Origin of the sequence: Priestia sp. FSL W8-0524 (assembly GCF_038005965.1) — a bacterium.
Lineage (GTDB): Bacteria > Bacillota > Bacilli > Bacillales > Bacillaceae_H > Priestia > Priestia zanthoxyli.
Genome location: NZ_JBBOUG010000001.1, coordinates 3,141,836 through 3,160,036, shown reverse-complemented (window position 1 = coordinate 3,160,036; position 18,201 = coordinate 3,141,836). Strand labels below are relative to the sequence as shown.

22 protein-coding genes are annotated in these 18,201 nt (G+C 37.1%); 18 read left to right on the top strand and 4 right to left on the bottom strand.

Translation table 11 applies throughout. From position 1 onward, the window contains the following. Nucleotides 1–293: 293 nt before the first annotated feature. Nucleotides 294–575 carry a DUF4190 domain-containing protein gene (locus tag NST66_RS16425; protein WP_033580207.1) on the bottom strand — a complete coding sequence of 94 codons (282 nt, stop codon included), beginning with the start codon at nucleotides 573–575 and terminating at the stop codon, nucleotides 294–296. A gap of 291 nt (nucleotides 576–866) precedes the next feature. Between NST66_RS16425 and NST66_RS16420 the strand changes: the two genes are divergently transcribed. The 7 genes from NST66_RS16420 to NST66_RS16390 all read left to right on the top strand — a co-directional run bounded on the left by NST66_RS16420 (nucleotide 867) and on the right by NST66_RS16390 (nucleotide 5,230). Next, complete coding sequence (locus NST66_RS16420; RefSeq protein ID WP_154991956.1) at nucleotides 867–1,157, top strand: hypothetical protein; 291 nt, start codon at nucleotides 867–869, stop codon at nucleotides 1,155–1,157. A 21-nt stretch (nucleotides 1,158–1,178) separates the two neighbouring features. Continuing rightward, complete coding sequence (yidC, locus tag NST66_RS16415) at nucleotides 1,179–1,943, top strand: membrane protein insertase YidC (RefSeq protein WP_340843531.1); 765 nt, start codon at nucleotides 1,179–1,181, stop codon at nucleotides 1,941–1,943. A gap of 56 nt (nucleotides 1,944–1,999) precedes the next feature. Beyond that, entirely contained in the window at nucleotides 2,000–2,239 is a 240-nt protein-coding gene (locus NST66_RS16410) for a hypothetical protein (RefSeq protein WP_088567536.1), read from the top strand. 274 nt (nucleotides 2,240–2,513) lie between these two features. Then, nucleotides 2,514–3,365 carry an ABC transporter ATP-binding protein gene (locus NST66_RS16405; RefSeq protein ID WP_340843529.1) on the top strand — a complete coding sequence of 284 codons (852 nt, stop codon included), beginning with the start codon at nucleotides 2,514–2,516 and terminating at the stop codon, nucleotides 3,363–3,365. Further along, entirely contained in the window at nucleotides 3,366–4,019 is a 654-nt protein-coding gene (locus NST66_RS16400; protein WP_340843528.1) for an ABC-2 transporter permease, read from the top strand. A gap of 239 nt (nucleotides 4,020–4,258) precedes the next feature. Next, nucleotides 4,259–4,564, top strand: a complete 306-nt coding sequence (locus tag NST66_RS16395) for a hypothetical protein (RefSeq protein WP_071272560.1) — start codon at nucleotides 4,259–4,261, stop codon at nucleotides 4,562–4,564. 456 nt (nucleotides 4,565–5,020) lie between these two features. Continuing rightward, nucleotides 5,021–5,230 (top strand): hypothetical protein, encoded by a 210-nt coding sequence (locus tag NST66_RS16390; RefSeq protein WP_340843527.1) that lies wholly within the window; start codon nucleotides 5,021–5,023, stop codon nucleotides 5,228–5,230. Between the two features lie 551 nt (nucleotides 5,231–5,781). On the opposite strand, the gene NST66_RS16385 is transcribed toward NST66_RS16390, so the two are convergent. Next, nucleotides 5,782–6,828 carry a 2,3-butanediol dehydrogenase gene (locus tag NST66_RS16385; RefSeq protein ID WP_340843526.1) on the bottom strand — a complete coding sequence of 349 codons (1,047 nt, stop codon included), beginning with the start codon at nucleotides 6,826–6,828 and terminating at the stop codon, nucleotides 5,782–5,784. Nucleotides 6,829–6,955: 127 nt separating this feature from the next. Between NST66_RS16385 and NST66_RS16380 the strand changes: the two genes are divergently transcribed. From NST66_RS16380 to NST66_RS16370, 3 genes are all read left to right on the top strand, one after another. Beyond that, nucleotides 6,956–7,858, top strand: coding sequence for a LysR family transcriptional regulator (locus tag NST66_RS16380; RefSeq protein ID WP_340843525.1), 903 nt, complete (start codon nucleotides 6,956–6,958; stop codon nucleotides 7,856–7,858). A gap of 46 nt (nucleotides 7,859–7,904) precedes the next feature. Next, entirely contained in the window at nucleotides 7,905–8,525 is a 621-nt protein-coding gene (locus NST66_RS16375; RefSeq protein ID WP_340843524.1) for a hypothetical protein, read from the top strand. A gap of 462 nt (nucleotides 8,526–8,987) precedes the next feature. Continuing rightward, the gene (locus NST66_RS16370) at nucleotides 8,988–10,250 is read left to right on the top strand and encodes a SulP family inorganic anion transporter (protein ID WP_340843523.1); all 1,263 of its coding nucleotides are present in this window, start codon (nucleotides 8,988–8,990) and stop codon (nucleotides 10,248–10,250) included. Between the two features lie 71 nt (nucleotides 10,251–10,321). On the opposite strand, the gene NST66_RS16365 is transcribed toward NST66_RS16370, so the two are convergent. Together NST66_RS16365 and NST66_RS16360 are read right to left on the bottom strand one after the other, a co-directional pair. Continuing rightward, nucleotides 10,322–11,266 carry a phosphotriesterase family protein gene (locus NST66_RS16365; protein WP_340843522.1) on the bottom strand — a complete coding sequence of 315 codons (945 nt, stop codon included), beginning with the start codon at nucleotides 11,264–11,266 and terminating at the stop codon, nucleotides 10,322–10,324. Between the two features lie 215 nt (nucleotides 11,267–11,481). After that, nucleotides 11,482–11,988: a CcdC protein domain-containing protein gene (locus NST66_RS16360; protein WP_034268453.1), complete on the bottom strand. Its 507-nt coding sequence runs from the start codon at nucleotides 11,986–11,988 to the stop codon at nucleotides 11,482–11,484. A 255-nt stretch (nucleotides 11,989–12,243) separates the two neighbouring features. On the opposite strand from NST66_RS16360, the gene NST66_RS16355 reads away from it, so the two are divergent. The 8 genes from NST66_RS16355 to NST66_RS16320 all read left to right on the top strand — a co-directional run bounded on the left by NST66_RS16355 (nucleotide 12,244) and on the right by NST66_RS16320 (nucleotide 17,903). After that, a complete protein-coding gene (locus NST66_RS16355; protein WP_328153125.1) occupies nucleotides 12,244–12,690 on the top strand; it encodes a helix-turn-helix domain-containing protein in 447 nt (148 codons plus the stop codon). 44 nt (nucleotides 12,691–12,734) lie between these two features. Next, nucleotides 12,735–12,962 (top strand): hypothetical protein, encoded by a 228-nt coding sequence (locus NST66_RS16350; RefSeq protein ID WP_033580222.1) that lies wholly within the window; start codon nucleotides 12,735–12,737, stop codon nucleotides 12,960–12,962. 159 nt (nucleotides 12,963–13,121) lie between these two features. Beyond that, complete coding sequence (locus tag NST66_RS16345) at nucleotides 13,122–13,862, top strand: CPBP family intramembrane glutamic endopeptidase (RefSeq protein ID WP_340843521.1); 741 nt, start codon at nucleotides 13,122–13,124, stop codon at nucleotides 13,860–13,862. Between the two features lie 146 nt (nucleotides 13,863–14,008). Beyond that, nucleotides 14,009–14,143: a hypothetical protein gene (locus tag NST66_RS16340; protein WP_268952797.1), complete on the top strand. Its 135-nt coding sequence runs from the start codon at nucleotides 14,009–14,011 to the stop codon at nucleotides 14,141–14,143. A gap of 188 nt (nucleotides 14,144–14,331) precedes the next feature. After that, nucleotides 14,332–15,108: an SDR family NAD(P)-dependent oxidoreductase gene (locus NST66_RS16335; RefSeq protein WP_340843520.1), complete on the top strand. Its 777-nt coding sequence runs from the start codon at nucleotides 14,332–14,334 to the stop codon at nucleotides 15,106–15,108. 195 nt (nucleotides 15,109–15,303) lie between these two features. Beyond that, on the top strand, nucleotides 15,304–15,984 hold the full coding sequence (locus tag NST66_RS16330) for a FadR/GntR family transcriptional regulator (RefSeq protein ID WP_340843519.1): 681 nt from the start codon (nucleotides 15,304–15,306) through the stop codon (nucleotides 15,982–15,984). A gap of 63 nt (nucleotides 15,985–16,047) precedes the next feature. Beyond that, nucleotides 16,048–17,235, top strand: a complete 1,188-nt coding sequence (locus NST66_RS16325; protein ID WP_034268464.1) for an MFS transporter — start codon at nucleotides 16,048–16,050, stop codon at nucleotides 17,233–17,235. Nucleotides 17,236–17,255: 20 nt separating this feature from the next. Beyond that, a complete protein-coding gene (locus tag NST66_RS16320) occupies nucleotides 17,256–17,903 on the top strand; it encodes an MOSC domain-containing protein (protein ID WP_251439668.1) in 648 nt (215 codons plus the stop codon). The last annotated feature ends 298 nt before the right edge of the window (nucleotides 17,904–18,201 follow it).

Sequence of the window (18,201 nt, the reverse complement as noted above, 5' to 3'; positions counted from 1 at the left end):
ATTTCTGTACTATTAAAATAGCTATAACAGTTAATCAACACAGAGATTACTAGTAGTAAAGTAAGTAGAACAATTATGATTTCTTTTATTCTAGATTCAACGATAGATTTAATTTTTCATTCTCCTTTGCAATTTACATTAAAAGCTATAGACGTAGTAACAATGAGTCAGAACGTTTAAATTTCAAGAGCTTGATTTTCGGATAGTCGAAAATCAAGCTTTTATTCTTTCATATAGAAATTTCAATAACCCTATCTAAATCCCGATTTTCTTACATTTTTAATTGACCTGTTTTATTCATAGTCAACCGTTGTTCCTCCAAACATAAACGTAATAATTCCTAATATAAAGAGTAGCTGAGAAATCATGCCTACTATACTGCAAATCAGACCGGCAATCGCGAGTCCTTTACCGCTTTGATTCGTAGCAGCTATTTGATTAGATGCTTTTTTGTAGAAGATAATTCCAATAATCCCTGTAATAAACCCAATGATTGGAATGAAAATAGATACGATACCTAGAGTTAGAGAAACAATAGAGTTGGTGTTTACTTGAGGTTTTGTATTAGTTTCCAATGGTTTCACTCCTTATGAATTATATTTTTTGATTATACCATAAAAAGGAATAATATCCTTTTTCCTAATAAAAGTAGAAATTTTTAGAATTATATGTGTCCCAGTATATGTTCTATTCGTTGTTTCATCAAACGTATGAAGGTATGTGCAAAAGCAACGCAGCTTTTGACTTTCCTATAAGAAAACCAGCTTTGTAGAGTATATTTACTGAGATAGCAGATTCTGCGCCATAAAATCAATTAACCTAAATTAAGGAAAATATGATATAATAATCCATAAGGATGTGAATAAATGGAATTGTTTATACCGGATGCTTTTCTGTATGTGTCATTTGCGATTATGACGGCCTTTTTTGTACACGCGGCTATTAAACTAGCTACCTTTCAAACAATACATAAGCATGTTTGCCTGCAGCAAAAAGACATGTATCTCATACAAAACGTAAATCTGTTACGCGCTCAGAATCTCATATGCTGCGTGTATCATAAATTTAAATTTATACATTCTGTTCACAGACAAGAAGCAATAGGTGAACAAGATGATGAAGGTCCGCATTCGCCAGTATTTTTTTCGTTTAACTAAAAAAATACTGGAGGAATATAAATGTTAAAACATAAAAAGAAGCTTTTCTTTATTGCTGTTTCCATTTTTCTGCTTGCCGGCTGTGATTCAGCAAACGTGATTCAAAGTTCGCACACTCACTTTTTGGATCACTATTTTATTTATCCTTTTTCACTGCTCATTTTGTTTATAGGAAATACGTGGCTTCATCAAAGTGTTGGTTTTTCGATTATGCTTGTGACGGTTGGCGTACGTATGCTGTTGGCGCCTTTAAACATTCTTCAATATAAAAATCAGCTGAGCAATAAACGTATACAGCCTCAGCTTCAACTGCTAAAAGAGAAGTACAAAAATAAAGATCCTGAGAGTCAGCAGCAATATCAGCGTGAAATGATGGAACTGCTTAAAGAAAATGGAGCCAATCCTCTTATGGGCTGCCTTCCTTTACTTGTCCAGCTTCCCGTCTTTTCAATTGTGTACTACGCGATTAGACGAATAGATGAAATTAGCGCATCATCTTTTTTATGGCTTGACTTAGGACATGCGGATCCGTACTTTATTCTTCCAATAGTGGCGGCAGTGGCTACGTATTTACAGGGGAGAGTTATGCAAAAGGATGTAGCAGGAATGAATGGATCGCAAGCAGTGTTATCTCAAATTCTTTCGCCTGTCATGGTGCTTTCATTTGGGATATTTTCACCGTCTGGCCTCGTTTTATACTGGATGACAGGCAGTTTGTTTATGATTTTTCAGTCTCTTGTATTAAAGAAGGTTTTTCAAGAAAAGGCAGTGCTTGAAGCAAAATGAATAAATTAAAAGGTTGCTCTGCTAGGAGCAGCCTTTTATTGAAAGGAGGGGGTACGGTGAAAAAATATATTCTTTCATTCGGCGTAACAATTGGCACCATAGCAATTTTATTTTTTATTGGCAACACCTTTCATATTTCGTTGCTTTCCGTTCAGTGGATTTATGTAAATGAACCGGAAAATTTTCAAATGGAAGCAAAAGGCGGTTTAATACCGGTAGCAGTTGGACTTATTCTTGGCTTTACAACAGACTACGTATTAAGTGAAAAAGAAAAAAAGCAGCGTCATCAGTTATAGTGAAGGAAAAGGATCTTTTATGGGAGATCCTTTTTTTATTTGTGATTTAGGTAAAAATGTAAGGTGAGAATAGTACAGGCAGATGTTGTCATACATATTACGGTCATAAAAACCAAACGAATGGGCAGCAAACCTTGATGTTGTCATCGACTTTTTGTAGTTTACTAGCTATAATTGGTAATGAATAGTCATTTTTGTAAATAAAAGGTGATATTACGAATCATCATAGCGATTAGATTACACTAACTACTAATAGAGAAAGTGAAGTGAGCATATGACAAATCTTTTAGAAGTTAGAAACATGGCAAAATCGTTTGGTCAAAATGTGGTTTTAAAAGATGTTTCCTTTCATGTTCCTCCTGGATCGATTGTAGGATTTATTGGTGATAATGGAGCGGGGAAATCGACGACGTTTAAAGCAGTGTTAGGACTGGTTTCGAGAGATAGCGGTACGGTCGAAATATTTGGTGAAGACAATTTAAATAAAGATGCGACGATTAAAGAAGATATTGGAGTCGTGTTTGACGCGATTAATCTGCCCGTTTCTTTAACGATAAAACAGCTAAACAACGTTTTTAAAAAACTATTTCATTCCTGGGAAGAAGCTGATTTTTACCGACTAGTTCGTTCTTTTTCACTGCCGGAAGATAAAAAAATACATACGTTTTCACGAGGCATGTCGATGAAATTATCTCTAGCGGTAGCGCTGTCTCACGGTGCTAAATTATTGCTGTTAGATGAAGCGACAGGAGGACTTGATCCTTCGTCTAGAGAGCAAATATTAGATGAGTTAAAAGCTTTTGTCAGCGGCGGCAACAGCGGAATTTTGCTTTCGTCGCACATTATGAGCGACGTCGAAAAAATCGCGAGCCATCTTGTTGTGATTAAAAACGGTGGGGTTCTATTAAATGAAGAAAAAGAGAAAGTTTTTCAGGAGTATGCAATTGCCGTTATGAATGAAGAACAGGTGAACTTACTTCAAGAAGATGTAGTAGTGGCAAAAAGAACGTATGATAAATCTGTCCATGTACTCGTATCAGATAAGCATCAGCTGCCTGAAGAAACGGTAACGGAACCGATGTCGATGGAAAAACTCAGTGTGCTTTTAACGAGGAGTGAACCGTAAATGAGAGGTCTATTGTTAACGAATTACTACCTCATTCACCGAAGCTTTTTGACGTACACAGCGCTAGCCATAGTTATTTCGGCGGTCATCTTTTATTTTGCGGACCCTTCATTTTACCGTATTATAGCGATGTTAATTATTTTATTAATGGCAATGCCAGCGCTTGAAGTGATTAAACTAGAAAGCAAAACCGGCTATGACAAATACGTGCTCACTCTTCCGATTAGCCGAAAAAATGTGGTGCAAAGTCACTATGTTTTTTACTTTTTAATTGTCGTCAGCGGAACCATCCTATCTTATGCGGTTTTTTCTATGTATTCGATCATTTCCAAAAGTGCAGTAGAGGATATAGTAAATATCGTTTCGTTTGGTACATTTATCGTACTTTTTGCTGGTGCACTTGCTTATCCGCTTCTTTACGTATTCGGAGCAGAGAAATCTGACGGCATTGTACTTGGAGGGGGAATGGGTGGCCTTTTCGTTGCCATTGCTTTACAGGGAGCAGTTGGCTATTTAGTAGAGATAGTAGCGGCATCAAGCTTACCGATCGCTTCTTCTTTGCATGTTCCTATTTTATATACTTTCTTTGGAGTGGTGATGTATATTACTTCTTACTTTATTGGGCTGTCTATCTACCAAAAGAGAGAATTTTAGTATGAATTGATTTTGAAGTAAAGACTACAAAGCGTTCCGCAAGCCTATTTATCAATAAATAATTCAAACAAAAAAATAGCCACAACATTTGATAAACTAAGCAAACAAGATCTCAAAAATATAACGGATATCATTGGCGATAAAGCTTAAGTGATGAGCACTTTTAAAAAGTTAATTGTGTCCTCTAAGCACATGTATTATAGTAAAAGATGCAGTTTTAAAATGTGAAAGGAGATTATATGGGGAATTTGTTTAAACGGGCTTCAAACGTATCAAAAACCGCTTTTATTGCTACACTGATTTTGTATATCATTATTGTAGCGTCTTTTATTCCATCGATTGTATTTGCAGGAGCTTTCTTTGCTATAGTAATTAAAATAGCAGCAGCACTTTTAATCTTAGTAACAATCCTAGGAATGATTTATTCGCTCTTCATTAAAGGCGGTCAAAAATTTCTTTTTTTACTGTTACATGCCGCTTCTTTATTGATTGTTTTGTTTAGTATCTCTGCTTTTATGCTCGCTAAAAGCGCTGAGTTGACATAGTAAAGAGGAATTACATATGCAAAAAGGCAGGAGAAATCCTGCCTTTTTTATTTTTGTATGATTTCAAGAGGACTCGTATGTTCTAGGGAGGCGCTGCTGACTATTTGGCTAAACTTGTTTAATAAGAAGAAAAGAAGGAAAAGGAAGAAAAAGGAGATGTGATAATTTGGAAATGATCATAGCTGTGACAGCGGGTATGGGTTTTCTTTTATCTTTTTACCTTTTTTATTTTTACCCTGTTATAAGTGAAAGAAAGGGGAAACCTTTGAGTGAAAGCCAAACCTATATGATAAGAGGGCTAGCCGTAATCGTTCTTTTAGCCAGCGCTATAGCGGGAAGTCATTTTACCTAAACAGGATTGTGCTATTAATCGGTGCATCTCTTAATTGCTGACAAATAAATCGTATGCGGCGACTATCAAGCTAGGCGGGGTGAAAAAGAGGGGAGGCTAATACAATGAAATGGTACAAGCACGCGCTCATTCCTTCAGCTATAGGCTTTTTAAGCTTTGTGTGTTTTATCATTTATAGTAAGGTAGCGGCAAATCCGAGTTTTCAGCTGAACCAGGCGCTGTTTATTTCCATAGGTATAGGTATTGGGGCAGTTCCAGTATCCTTTTTTGTAGAGTATCAAAAGAATAAAGAGAATAAAAAGTTTCATAGCTAAGTTGCTTGCCGAATGTCTCTTAGATCTTTAGTTTGTTGAAATGGATGTGATAATCTGTTTATTCTTGTGAAAATTGGTTTGTTTGCCTTCGTTATTTTACTTCACATTGCCTTTCGAAAACTGGTTTTGTATGCCCATGAAAAACAAAAGACATCCCCAAAAGAAGGAAGAAGGATATTAATAGGAGGAGTTTTGGTTATTTTGATTATTCTGTTATCCATTTTAAACTTTTTAAAGTATTACTACGGTGGTTAAAAAGGGCGGACATGTGTATTTTATATCTGTATGATCCTCATCAATTAACCTATTGATACGTCAACGCTAAACTAGGCAACTTTTTGTAGTCCATGGGATTCATGTAACCAAGCGTCTCATGGATTCAAATGTAATTAAATCAATGGGCATCGTTATGTAGTTTACTCGTTAATTCTTCTAAACAGTCAAACTATGTTGGTGAAATTTCACACGTATCTCGGCTGAACCCCATTAAAAAGCTAAAAAGCCACTAATTGCTATTAGTGGCTTAGAGAAATCCTCATTGTGGATGATTCTTATTGCTGTTCTGATTTAACCAAAATTTTAACTTGGCTTTTTTCTTTAATCAGGCTTTCAAACCCTTCTTCAATTACATCGTCTAGAGCGATCTTTTTCGTTACTAACTTTTCGGCTGAGAAGTAGCCTTTTTGCATAAGAGACAATACTGCTGGAAACACGTTACGATAGCCAATGATTCCTTTAACAGTTCGTTCTTTAATTACAATATCATTCGGTAGAATTTCTGCTCCTTTTTCCCATATGCTAACGATAATCGTTTCTCCGCCAATTCCCGTAGATTGGATGGCTTGACGTAATACAATAGGTACGCCTGTTACTTCAAATGATACATCTACGCCACCGTCAGTTAATCTAGCAATTTCGGCTACCGTATCTTCAACTTCAGCAGGATTAATGATGATTGCTCCTAATTCTTCTGCTTTCGCTTGTCTTTCTGGAGATAATTCAACTGCATAAATATCAGTTGCGCCTGCTGCTTTCAACGCTTCAATGACAAGAAGTCCAATTGGTCCACATCCAAATACAGCAACTTTGTCTCCGGCTTTCACTTTACTTGAACGTACTGCATAAAGAGCTACTGCCGCTGGTTCTACTAGAGCACCTTGTTCATAAGATAAATCATCTGGAAGTTTGAATAAAAGTTCTTCGTCTACTGCGACATATTCACTAAGACCGCCACCGCCTCCGGCTAAACCTAAGAATCCCATTTGTTCATCTAGGTTATAAGCACCTTGGTGTCCGTGTGTAGCAAAGATTGGCTCAACAACCACACGATCACCAACTTTATAATGGGTTACACCTTCTCCAACCTCTACTACTTCACCTGAGAATTCATGTCCAAGCGTCACTGGAGCCACCTCATTAGTGAGAGGGTGCGGTTTATCAACTGGAATAAAGATGGGACCACCTAAGTATTCATGCAAATCACTACCGCAAATTCCACACCATTTAACTTTCATTTTTACCTGACCAGCCTGTACAACTGGTTCATTTATTTCTTCAAGACGAATATCTTTTTGATTATGCCATCTTAGCGCCTTCATATACTCCATCTCCTTGTGTCATTTCTTTTACTATATCTATCAGTATACAACCAGATATACTTATGGTAAATTTAGTTAATGTTAACGATTGTTAAGTAATACTTAACTAAAAGAAAAAGAGGGCATTATGAATATTGAACAATTAAAACATATAGTGGAAATAGATAAAACGGGTTCACTAAAAGAAGCAGCTGGTAACCTGCATATTACGTTACCTGCATTAAGCCAATCTATAAAAAATTTAGAGAAAGAACTAAATATAATGATTTTTCATCGTTCCAGAAGAGGATCTATTCCAACTGAAGAAGGTCATAGGTTAATTGAAAAGGCCAGCGCTGCTTTATTGAAAATTCAAGAATTTATGGATGAAGCAGAAGCGTATACAAATACAATGAATGGTGAAATAAAGATTGCAACCTACCCAGGACCAATGGAGATTCTCGTTCACTTAATAACAGAAATTAAAAGAGAATATCCGAACATAAAGGCTTCTGTCTATGAAAATAGCACCGAGTACATTATAGATAAAGTTCTAGATGGGGAAGTAGATGTAGGGTTTATTACTTATACAGAAAAAGAAGAAAAAAAGTATCGGAACTTGGTATTTAAGAAGTTATTAGATGGTCATATGGTAGCTGCAGTAAATAAGAAGTCGCCATTAGCCAAACAAACACTCATTACTGAAGAGATGTTAATTAACCAGCCAATTGTTTTATATAACGACAAGTATATTCAGGAATTTATGAAAGGTTTTAGTTCACTGCCATGTGATATCTTGTTTACTACCAATAATGTAGATACAATTCGTCATACATTGGAAAATAATACGGCAATAAATATAGGATTTGACTACGCATTTAAAACAGATGCTGGTTTATCTAGAAGTGATCAATATGTAGTCGTTAACTTTGCTCCTCCGCACTATAAAACTTATTCTTTTGGGTATTTTTATAACGCCAATAATGGGCTTTCTAGAATAATAAGAGAATTCTTAAAGCGGATTCACAGAACTATAGTAAATAATGAATGATAAAGAGTGAAGGTTAAAAAGAATTATTTCAGAGAGAGGGAAATATGTGAAACGTCATTTAACTTTGCTTTTATCGTTATGTAGCAGTTTGTTCATTTTTTTATTGTCCCTGTTTCAATGGGATTTAGATGATCGTATAGGGAAATACGTAAGTCCATATATATTTGTCCTTCCTTTCTTTTTATTACTAACGCTGTGGACATTGATTTATCTCTTTAGTAGTAGAAAGTGGCTACCACTGGCTATTCAAGTGATAACCGTTGTGCTGTGGTTCTTCATTCCGTTTGAGCAGCTTAATTTAGAAATAAACTTTAAACTCCATCAACAGAAAAGAGAAGAAGTGGCAGCTAACATACAAAGTGGTGTCTTGAAAGCCGATGGAGTCGACTACCCATCGCTCATTCCTTTCTCCAATGAACCCGACAACTCATCGCTTGTTGATCTACCGAAAGAGTATGCGAGTGTGTCCAGAGGTCGAGATGATGTTGCAGTAGAAACCAAAGGAAAGGCAATCTCCGTACTTTTCTTTACAAGCAGTGGACTATTCGGGCATTTCTCAGGTTTTGTGTATGACCCAAAAAACCGTAAACCTTCATCGGGCGATTTTGGTATGAAGTTTGATGAAATAGAAAAGATACAAAAGAATTGGTATTATATATCTTATTAGTAAAAACAGAGGCTTTGAATTATGATTCAAAGCCTCTGTCTTTTAGTGTTCACGTTTGTAATTAATTGGCCTTATGTAACCGAGCTTCCTATGAATTCGAATATAGTTAAACGAATGGAGGTAGGCGTGTCGTCTACTTAAACTTAAAGATTTTTAAACACAGCCTGTCCACATCCATTCATTCTATCGTTACTATAGGGTCTAGTTATCTTGCTTTATTTACAACAAAGAACCGCATTTTATCTAAAAAATAACTAAAAGAATAAAAAGTAAGAATTTTTAAGAAAATTTTAATAACTGTCTAAGAAACTTCTAATTTCCTCTTTATTTTTTTGTAAGTTGTCTCCTTTAAAATAGAAGTAATCGAGTAGCCCACCTTATTTTGAGAAAGCTCAATAAGGTTGTATGACGAAAATACGAATGGGTAACCTCACTACTTAAAATGGAGGCTGATGTACACTTATGAATCTAGAGGTTTTTCGAAATTACTCCTTGCAGCACTTGAAGAAAGATATACTATCGGGTATTGTTGTTGGCATTATAGCTATACCTTTAGGGTTAGGATTTGCGATAGCTTCTGGAATATCGCCTGTTACAGGACTTTATACGACGATTGTAGCGGGATTGTTAATTGCTATTTTAGGTGGATGTAGGTTTCAAATCGCTGGACCTACGGGTGCGTTTGTTCCTGTTTTATTAGGAATTGTGTTGCAATATGGCTATGAAAACTTATTAATTGCCGGCTTTATGTCAGGGATTCTCCTCATTATCTTTGCGCTATGCAAAGTAGGAGCTTTAATCAAGTATTTTCCGTCATCTATTATTGTTGGATTTCAGTCAGGGATTGCGCTGATTATCTTTAGCGGGCAGATACCAAACTTCCTTGGGCTGCACGCGATTGACAAATTTCAGTTTTTTCATTTGAATATAAAAGAGATTTTTGGTAATTTACACTTCATCAACATCTATAGTATCGCTACAGCAGGATTGTGCTTAGCTACGATTTTAATTGTTCTTTACTTTTCGCCTAAGTCGCTGGGAATGTCCTATTTACTTGGAATTATTGTATCAACGGGATTAGCATCTTTTTTCTTTGCAAATCAGTTTGAAACGATTGGTTCGATTTACGGAGAGATACCTCGTCATTTCCCGGCGCCAGCGTTTCCAGATATAACAGTGGAGAGGGTGGTAACTCTTTTACCTTCTGCGTTTGTAATTGCTGTACTTGTAGGGTTACAGTCTTTGCTGACAGCTCGCGTTGCGGATGAAATGACAAAGTCAAAGCACAGCAGCAAAAAAGAACTGATTGGCCAGGGAATCGTAAACATGGTAACGCCGATGTTTTCAGGTATTCCTGCAGCAGGAGAGATTGCAAGAACCGTTACCAATATTAAAAACGGCGCTTCATCTCCAATTGCAGGAATGACGCATGCTATCTTTGTGTTAATCGTGCTGTTAGTGCTAGCGCCGTATGCTTCATACGTTGCGCTTGCCAGTCTTGCGCCAGTTTTAATGGTCGTAGCATGGAATATCAGTAAAAAAGAACAGTTTGCAAAGGTGATAAAAGAAAAATCGTTTCATTCAGTGGTTTTACTCACGACATTTTCATTAACGGTGTTTACAAACTTGACGATCGGAATCGCCGTTGGATTATGCCTGTCGGGTGCCCACTTTATGATAAAAAAGAGCCAAGAAAAGCAGAAATTATTAAGAAAAACAGGTTAACGTAAAGTAGAATAATACGCGGAAAACCCCCACTGTAAGCTTGCACAGTGGGGGTTTTTATAATATTTTAATTACTTTCCTTCAAACCAGCAGCGGGCGTTGTCAAAAAGCATATGCTGAATCTGCTGTTCCGTTACGCCTTTTCTTTTTAACTCAGGCACGACTTCTTCTAATACAAAGCTCATCGACCATTTTGGAAAACGTTCTTCAATCACGCCTTCTGGAAACCAGTCCATTGTACAGCAGTAGTCTTGTGAGAGAAACATGCGGTTTGAATAGCCTTGTTTAGCCAATTCAATGACCGTTTCATTTCTATTTTCAGTTGAACATTCTCTTGTCAGGCCGTAGCGGTCCATACCGATAAAGGCACCTTGACTTAATATGTTTGAAATATACTCAAGGTTATCCGTATCTCCCGTATGTCCAATCAGAATTTGATTTGGATTAGCGCCTTCATTGAGTAAGATGTCCAGCTGCTTTAAGCCTGTGCCGCTTGCAGGATGTGAATGAGTCATAATTGGCACGCCCGTTTTTTTATGAGCTCGTGCGACAGCGCGCATTACTTTTTCTACATCAGCCGTTACGCCAGGTGCATCCGTAGCGCATTTTAAAAAGCCTGCTTTAATCGATGTGTTTTGAATGCCGACTTCAATGTCTCGAACAAACAGGTCTGCCATATAGTCAATGCTCCGAGTTTGAAAGTGGGTAGGAATGTAGTTATACGTATAAATTCCTGTGGCTGCGATGATTTGAGTGTCTGTTTCACGGGCAATTCGCTCAATAAAACGAATATCGCGTCCTTGTTCCATCACCGTAGGATCACAGATTGTTTTAACTCCAAGTTTCTTCGCCCGATTTACTTGTTCGACTGCTTTAGCGATTTCTTGTTTCTCATCATATAAATGAGGAAACTGTGCGTGAACAGATTCAGAACGAACGCGCATATGTTCATGGATTAGTGTTAGCCCTAGTTCTGACGCATCGACTTGGCCTGTTACAGAATTGATAAATGTCATGTGACGATTCCTTTCATTATATACCTGTAAATCAAACAGCTGGTGATTAGGTACAGTTTTCCTATAATCTGTTTTTATAGATAGACTTCTGTTATAAAAAACACATATTGCATTATACAATATATAGGTTGTCTTACACAACACGCGAGACTTTTACTCACTATGACAAAAAATCCTTCTTTCCAAACAGGAAGAAGGACTAGTCATATTGATGATTATCCAGCATTTACACTGTAATTATCACCATTTAATTTACGGAATTTTAAATAGCTGCCAACTCTCCAAATGACAATATATATAAAAGCTAATGTCATCGTTAAGACCGCGAAGTCTATGGAATCTAAGCCTTTGAAGTACTGGCTCAAAGCCATTCTTATAAAAATAATGGCGATAATTACATATTTGAAATTTTTGTTTGGCTTTGAATAAATAAAGCCATCTTCTCTTACTTCATAGTCCGTTTGGCTAAGCATAATGAGCCCGAATATCACACCTAATACACCAGCAATCATCATTTCCCAGTAGGGTGGTAAGTGAAATGATTGGCCCGGTATGTGCATCATCTGACTTAGACTAAGAGAAAATGCAATGACTATAAAGAAAATAGGTGCTAATATACCAAGTCCATTCTTTTTAATGGGCTTATTTTTCTTTTTCATTTTTCTCCAAATAATGAATCCGATAAGAGCGATAACAAATAGATAAATAAGCAGCATTTCCATCGTTATTTTGCCTCCTTTTTTATTTCTACGTTCTTACAATCCACTATTTAGTATAAACACTAAAAGGCTGAAGATAAAAGTGCATTCTTTCATTTTTTACACATGAGAATTCTCACTATTTTTTAGGGGTATCGTTTTATGGTTTATACGTCTCATTACTGTTTCTTTCTTTTTTACCACAATATGTTAGAATTGTAGAAAACGAGAAAACGTAGTGCAAACAAATTTTGTTTACAAGCTGCCACAGTTATAGAGGTGAATGAGTTGAGGTTAGGAAAGCAATTGCAAAAATTAAGAGAAGAACAAAAAATGTCAGAAGAAGAGGTTGCTGAGCAGCTGAGTGTATCGGTACAGCACATACATAAATGGGAAGATAATCAGAGCTACCCTGATATCCAACAACTTTTAAACTTAAGCGACATCTATGGAACAACTATTAATGAGTTTATTAAAAATGATGCTGCGTTACAAAACAGAATAAACATTCAGGAAGAAGAAAAAGAAGACGACGATAAGCTGCTTCACCCAGGCTTTTATATCGGAATTGGCCTCATGTTTTTTGGGAATTTTCTGAGTCTCATCATCGGCAATCTTATGATTATGATGGTGACAAACATCGCTGGAATGTTAATTATCTGTTTTTATAAAGAAATCTTAAAGCTTTTGAAAGGTGTCAAAAAAGATTTTTATGAACAGAAATAAAAAGCAATGTTATGTAATAACACAAAAACGATGGGGTGTACAAGGTGAAAGAGTTAAATTTAAATTTTATGACCATCTCTTTTTTATGCTTAGTCAGCTATTACTTATTTCGAGTGGGAGCATACGCTTTAGCGAGAAAGTATGTAGTTAAAACGTCCGAGGGAAGTGCTTTGAATTGGGCTGTAAATGTACTTGTGAGAGGCGGTAAAAAAATGAAGTTTGGTGACTATGTCACGTGGTCAGGGTTTTGTGTGTTTTTATACCTTGTGTAATCACAGTAAAAAAGGAAGGAACGATCTTCTTATTTTAAAAGGAAGAAGCGTTGCCTCACATGATCTTTGAGCTCGAATGATAAAAAGGTGAAAACATATAAAATCCTTAAAACGAATATAGGTTATCAATGAAGCCTAAAGTAGAAAGGTAGTGTAGTGATGATCAAGTCAAAGCTTTTATGGAAAGTTATTGGCCTAGAAATCTTAGTTATCTTTTGGTTTGTGGTAAACGGTGCATACGTGAGCATGACGCATCCTACTGCACATTATCTTCAGTTTTTAGGAGTTGTCCCTTTAGCAATAGGAATAGCTTTTTATCTAACAAAAACAAAAAAGTGGCAGCATTTTTTCTCCTTTCAACAAAACATGTCCTTTAGAACAAGAATCCTCTTTCTTTCTCCGCTTCTTTTGTATTTGCTTATTATCCTCATCGGGAACAAAGGTGTACACGGAAGTTCCATTGCAGATATTGTTCTTATTTTGCTTACCCAAACTCTAGTCATAGCATTTGTAGAGGAGATGGTATTTAGAGGATTTATGCTGAATTTGCTGTTATCAAAAAGCTATAAAGTAGCGGTTCTTCTATCATCGTTCCTATTTGCCTTTACGCACAGTTTAAATATGTTAAGCGGTCAATCGGTAGCAAATACAATTTTTCAAATTTTATTTGCATTTGTTATTGGTTTGGTCTTGGCTTTACTGATCGTTAACGGTCAATCGATTGGAGTGACGATTGTATTTCACGGCTTAAATAATTTTCTCCAGTTTACAAGCCCTGTCAACGCAAATGATTCTTTATTTGTTAATTACGCGCTGCTTCTATTTTTAAGCGCATATGCCTTTTATTTATGGAACCGAAAATCTACTTTATCTGTTTCTCAACATCAGGTTAGTGGCTAATTAAAAGAGGTTGTGACAAAAGTAGTCTAGTTGAAGGTGAATCCGAACAAGGAATGGAGATTCTTGATGGAGAATCAAACTCGTTCGGATTTTTTGTTATTGGGATGAACGTAGATTTCGTTTATGTGGGTACGTGCGTCTAGCGGTTGATTGGAGGGCAAGGCGAAGACTCCTGCGGGAAAAGCGGAATAGGTGAGACCCCGCAGGAGCGTAAGCGACGAGGAGGCTCAGAGGCCGCCCGCGGAAAGCGAAGCCTTGCACGGAAATCAACAGCGGTGTAGCGAGTGACCCAAACTAGCTCATGTATCCGATTTGCTCGCCTTTAGATTGAATTGCTTTAGTTGCGTCTCACTCTCTTTTTAGTGTTTCGAAGCAGGGATTAATCTACCTAAAGCTGAATAACTTCTATGGCTAGTGTTACTCAATTTAATTTGTTGAGATTTTATTAAACGCAAAAGGGGAGAAACGTATGTTTGAAGAAAAAGTAGGGATTATTACGGGTGGAACGTCGGGGATTGGCTTAGCAACAGCGGAATTACTCGCAAAAGAGGGCATGCATCTTGTGATTGCTTCTAGAAATAGTGAAAAAGGAGAAGAAGCTCTTTCTGTATTAAGAAAATGGTCTCCTCACTCTCTTTTTATCAAAACGGATGTAACGAATAGTCAAGATGTTAAAAACCTTGTGAGCCAAACATACTCTGCATTTGGAAAAATTGATGTGGGCTTTAATAATGCGGCTAACACGGAGGCAGCTTCTAATGCTACCCATGAATTCAAAGAAGAAGACTTTGACCATTTAATAAACGTTACGTTAAAAAGCGTATGGCTTTGTATGAAATACCAGCTGCAGGTAATGACCAAACAAAACAGCGGTGTCATCGTGAATACGTCGTCAATGGACGCTATTTTATGTTCAGCAGGGACAGGCGTATATGCGGCCGGCAAAAGCGGTGTGATCGCTTTAACAAAATCAGTTGCTCAGGAATATGGCCATCAAAATATAAGAATTAACTCTCTGTGTCCAGGTGCATTTCGGACATCTATGTTAGAAGAAAAATTTTCTGATCTATCTTCAGAGGAAAAAGCAAAGCTCAATGAATCCTATAAAAAATTAAACGCGCTAGGCAGAATTGGTGATCCGCTTGAAGCCGCAAAAGCAGTAAAATGGCTCCTTTCGGATGACGCATCGTTTGTTACGGGTCAAAATATTATTGTAGACGGCGGGATTGGATTTAGGTTTGAGTAGGCAGGCTTTTAAGTTTAACGGAGCCTTTTTTTACTACTGATAAAGACTTATTAAAATCTAGAAGTAAGGGGCGGTGATTCTCCTTGCTTAATTAGCGTAACGAGCACTCCACGCGCTGCTCCTTAATCTATAGCACTCTTGCCAAACAACATAAATTTGTTTATGATAAAGGTGATATAAACAGGAGATGAGCAGATGAATATACATAATAAACAATCGTTTTCAAAAGTACCGCGTCGAAAGCTAGTGGACGAAGTGCTAGATCAGCTTCAAACGAAAATTTTTTCAGGTCAATATCAGGTGGGAGATCAGCTTCCAACGGAGCCTCAGCTAATGGAAGAGCTGGGGGTAGGGCGATCTACCTTGCGAGAAGCGGTTAAAATTCTTGTTCATGCAAATGTACTGGAAGTGAAACAAGGAAAAGGAACGAGAATTAAGTCTCTTAGCTTCACACAGGATTCGTTTGAAACAAGACTTCAAACGGCAGATATAAATCATATTTATGAAGCGCGTGAAATGCTTGATTTGCAAGTGGCGATGTTAGCGGCGCAGCGTCGAACGGATGAAGACTTGTTAAAGATGAAAGGGCATTTAGATAAACGAAAAAAAGAGCTTGAAAAAGGCAATTACGCTGAATATATAGAAGCGGATATTCAGTTTCATCTTTCGATTGCAGAAGCCAGTGAAAATAATGTTTTAATGGATTTATATCAATCGTTTGTGCCTGTGCTGCGACACACACTGAGTCAGCTCATTTTAAAAACGGTTGATTATAAAGATAATTCCACCATTCATGAAAACTTATTTACCGCTATTTTGAATGGAGATACAGAACAAGCAAAAAAATATGCCGGTCAAAATTTGGAGCTTACCTAAGTTCCTTTTTTAAAAAACTAAACATCAGATGATATACTGAATTAACGAGGAGAGGAATACTACATGAAGTCAAAAGAGAGAATATATGTGTATGTGATTGCTTTATTTTTAGTTTCAATTAATTTACGAATCGGCATTACATCGGTATCGCCTGTGCTTGAGACCATACGTAATCAGCTGGGACTGAGCAATGTTACAGTTAGTTTTTTAACAGCTATTCCTGTGTTATGTATGGGGTTGTTTGCATTGTTTACAGGAAAACTTGAAGGGCTGTGGGGAGTTGAAAAAGTGATTTCTTTTTGCTTAGTGGTGATTGGAATCGCGACGTGTATGAGAGTGGCCGCACACTCAATATCTGTTCTTTTAAGCAGTGCTTTTCTTTTAGGTGTAGGTATTGCCATCGCTGGACCGCTGTTATCGGGATTTATCAAAAAGAAATTTCCAAATAGAATAGGCCTCATGATCGGAATTTACTCCGTGGGCATGGGAACGGGCGCTTCGTTAAGCGCAGGGCTGACGGTACCTTTGCAGCATGTACTGCACGATTCGTGGAATGTAGTTCTTGCTAGCTGGAGCGTGCTGGCCGTGATTGCTCTCATTGTTTGGTCTCCGATTGCGCGTAAATCTCAGCAAGCGTTTGGCTCCAGAAAAAACAAGCTGCCGTTAAAAAATAAAAAAGCCTGGCTGTTTACGCTTTTCTTTGGGCTGCAGGCCGGCATTTTTTACTCTGTGACCACATGGCTAGCGCCAGCCGCACACGATTTGGGCATGAGTAATCAAGAAGCGGGTACGCTTATTACCGTTTTTACGTTCGTTCAAATGGCGTTTAGCTTTTTAATTCCAACGCTAGCCGATTATTATAAAAACCAAACCTTTTGGCTTGTAAGCAGTACATTATTTGCATCAGCGGGTTTAGTTTTCATTCTCTATCCTTTAACCAGTCTTTGGTTTTCTTCGATACTATTAGGAATAGGGCTTGGAGGACTTTTTCCTTTAGCACTTATGCTGCCGTTAAACGAGACAAATTCGCCTCAAGAAGCGAGCTCATGGACAGCTATGATGCAATCAGGGGGATATATTGTAGGAGGGTGCGCTCCGGTTTTATCTGGTTTTGTGCGCGATCTCTTTCATACAAATACGCCGTTATTTTTTGTTTTACTTGTTTTAACAATTTGTTTGCTAGTGCTTACTGCATTCATGCACAAGCGCTCAGAGGTGAAAGAATTATCACATGATGAAAAAATCTATTGATTTAAAAAAGGAGAGAGCATATGGCAGATCACTATCAAGTTCAGTCGCTTAACTACGGAAAAATTGAAACACTTACGTATGGAAAACGAACGTTTCAATCAGCTATTAGAAAAACAGCAGCAGATGAACCCGTCTTTTTAAGTAAGTTGGGGCTAGAAGGTGACGAGCAGGCGTACAAAGATCATGGAGGAGTGGACAAAGCGCTATGTCTGTATCCTTATGATTATTATGAATACTGGAATAACATCATCCAAAACCCTGTTAAAACCGCGTTGTTTGGAGAAAACATCACAACCGTTGGATTAACAGAAAGGAACGCGCACGTCGGGGATATATTTGCATTTGGTGAGTCCATTATTCAAGTATCTGAACCTAGAAATCCTTGTTACAAGCTTGCTGCAAAATATGAAGTGCCGGATATCGTTGTGAAAATGAGAGACACGGGCTATACAGGATTTTTATTTCGCGTTTTAAAAGAAGGCATCGTCTCAGTACAAGATGATTTGATCCTTCTTGAGAAAGATCCGAACGAAGTTTCTATCTCAGCAGTTAATGATGTGAAATTTAAAGACCGGTTTAATAAAGAGAAGCTGGATAGAGTTCTGCAAGCAGACGCATTGTCAAATAGTTTAAGACAGGTCTTTTTGAAACAGTTTCGTTCTGAATAATAGTGAAGGTGGAGTTTTATATAAGTGTACATTCTATTATTACGTTTGTTAAGCATCGAAAGTGCACTCACTGCCCTTCGTTACCTCCTTCAAGTCGCTTTTTAACACACTAAAATAATTATTCCTATATTTAAAGTGTGAAGTGCGTTTCTTTTTCGCGTTTTTATTTAAATTTACTGAGGTTAATTCTAAAAAAGTAATATAAACAACGTAGGAAAAAGCATAAAATCTTAATTTAATAGGGTTTTATGCTTTTTAAAATATTCAATAAAATGATGGGTAAATCATACCTTACAAT

Bases quoted from the DNA above. Each gene is read 5' to 3' on its own strand.
- NST66_RS16365 (WP_340843522.1), bottom strand. From the start codon at position 11,266: ATGACATTTATCAATTCTGTAACAGGCCAAGTCGATGCGTCAGAACTA.
- NST66_RS16345 (WP_340843521.1), top strand. From the start codon at position 13,122: ATGATCAAGTCAAAGCTTTTATGGAAAGTTATTGGCCTAGAAATCTTA.
- NST66_RS16360 (WP_034268453.1), bottom strand. From the start codon at position 11,988: ATGGAAATGCTGCTTATTTATCTATTTGTTATCGCTCTTATCGGATTC.
- NST66_RS16395 (WP_071272560.1), top strand. From the start codon at position 4,259: ATGGGGAATTTGTTTAAACGGGCTTCAAACGTATCAAAAACCGCTTTT.
- NST66_RS16380 (WP_340843525.1), top strand. From the start codon at position 6,956: ATGAATATTGAACAATTAAAACATATAGTGGAAATAGATAAAACGGGT.
- NST66_RS16335 (WP_340843520.1), top strand. From the start codon at position 14,332: ATGTTTGAAGAAAAAGTAGGGATTATTACGGGTGGAACGTCGGGGATT.
- NST66_RS16330 (WP_340843519.1), top strand. From the start codon at position 15,304: ATGAATATACATAATAAACAATCGTTTTCAAAAGTACCGCGTCGAAAG.
- NST66_RS16420 (WP_154991956.1), top strand. From the start codon at position 867: ATGGAATTGTTTATACCGGATGCTTTTCTGTATGTGTCATTTGCGATT.
- NST66_RS16325 (WP_034268464.1), top strand. From the start codon at position 16,048: ATGAAGTCAAAAGAGAGAATATATGTGTATGTGATTGCTTTATTTTTA.
- NST66_RS16385 (WP_340843526.1), bottom strand. From the start codon at position 6,828: ATGAAGGCGCTAAGATGGCATAATCAAAAAGATATTCGTCTTGAAGAA.
- yidC (WP_340843531.1), top strand. From the start codon at position 1,179: ATGTTAAAACATAAAAAGAAGCTTTTCTTTATTGCTGTTTCCATTTTT.
- NST66_RS16405 (WP_340843529.1), top strand. From the start codon at position 2,514: ATGACAAATCTTTTAGAAGTTAGAAACATGGCAAAATCGTTTGGTCAA.
- NST66_RS16370 (WP_340843523.1), top strand. From the start codon at position 8,988: ATGAATCTAGAGGTTTTTCGAAATTACTCCTTGCAGCACTTGAAGAAA.
- NST66_RS16320 (WP_251439668.1), top strand. From the start codon at position 17,256: ATGGCAGATCACTATCAAGTTCAGTCGCTTAACTACGGAAAAATTGAA.
- NST66_RS16390 (WP_340843527.1), top strand. From the start codon at position 5,021: ATGAAATGGTACAAGCACGCGCTCATTCCTTCAGCTATAGGCTTTTTA.
- NST66_RS16400 (WP_340843528.1), top strand. From the start codon at position 3,366: ATGAGAGGTCTATTGTTAACGAATTACTACCTCATTCACCGAAGCTTT.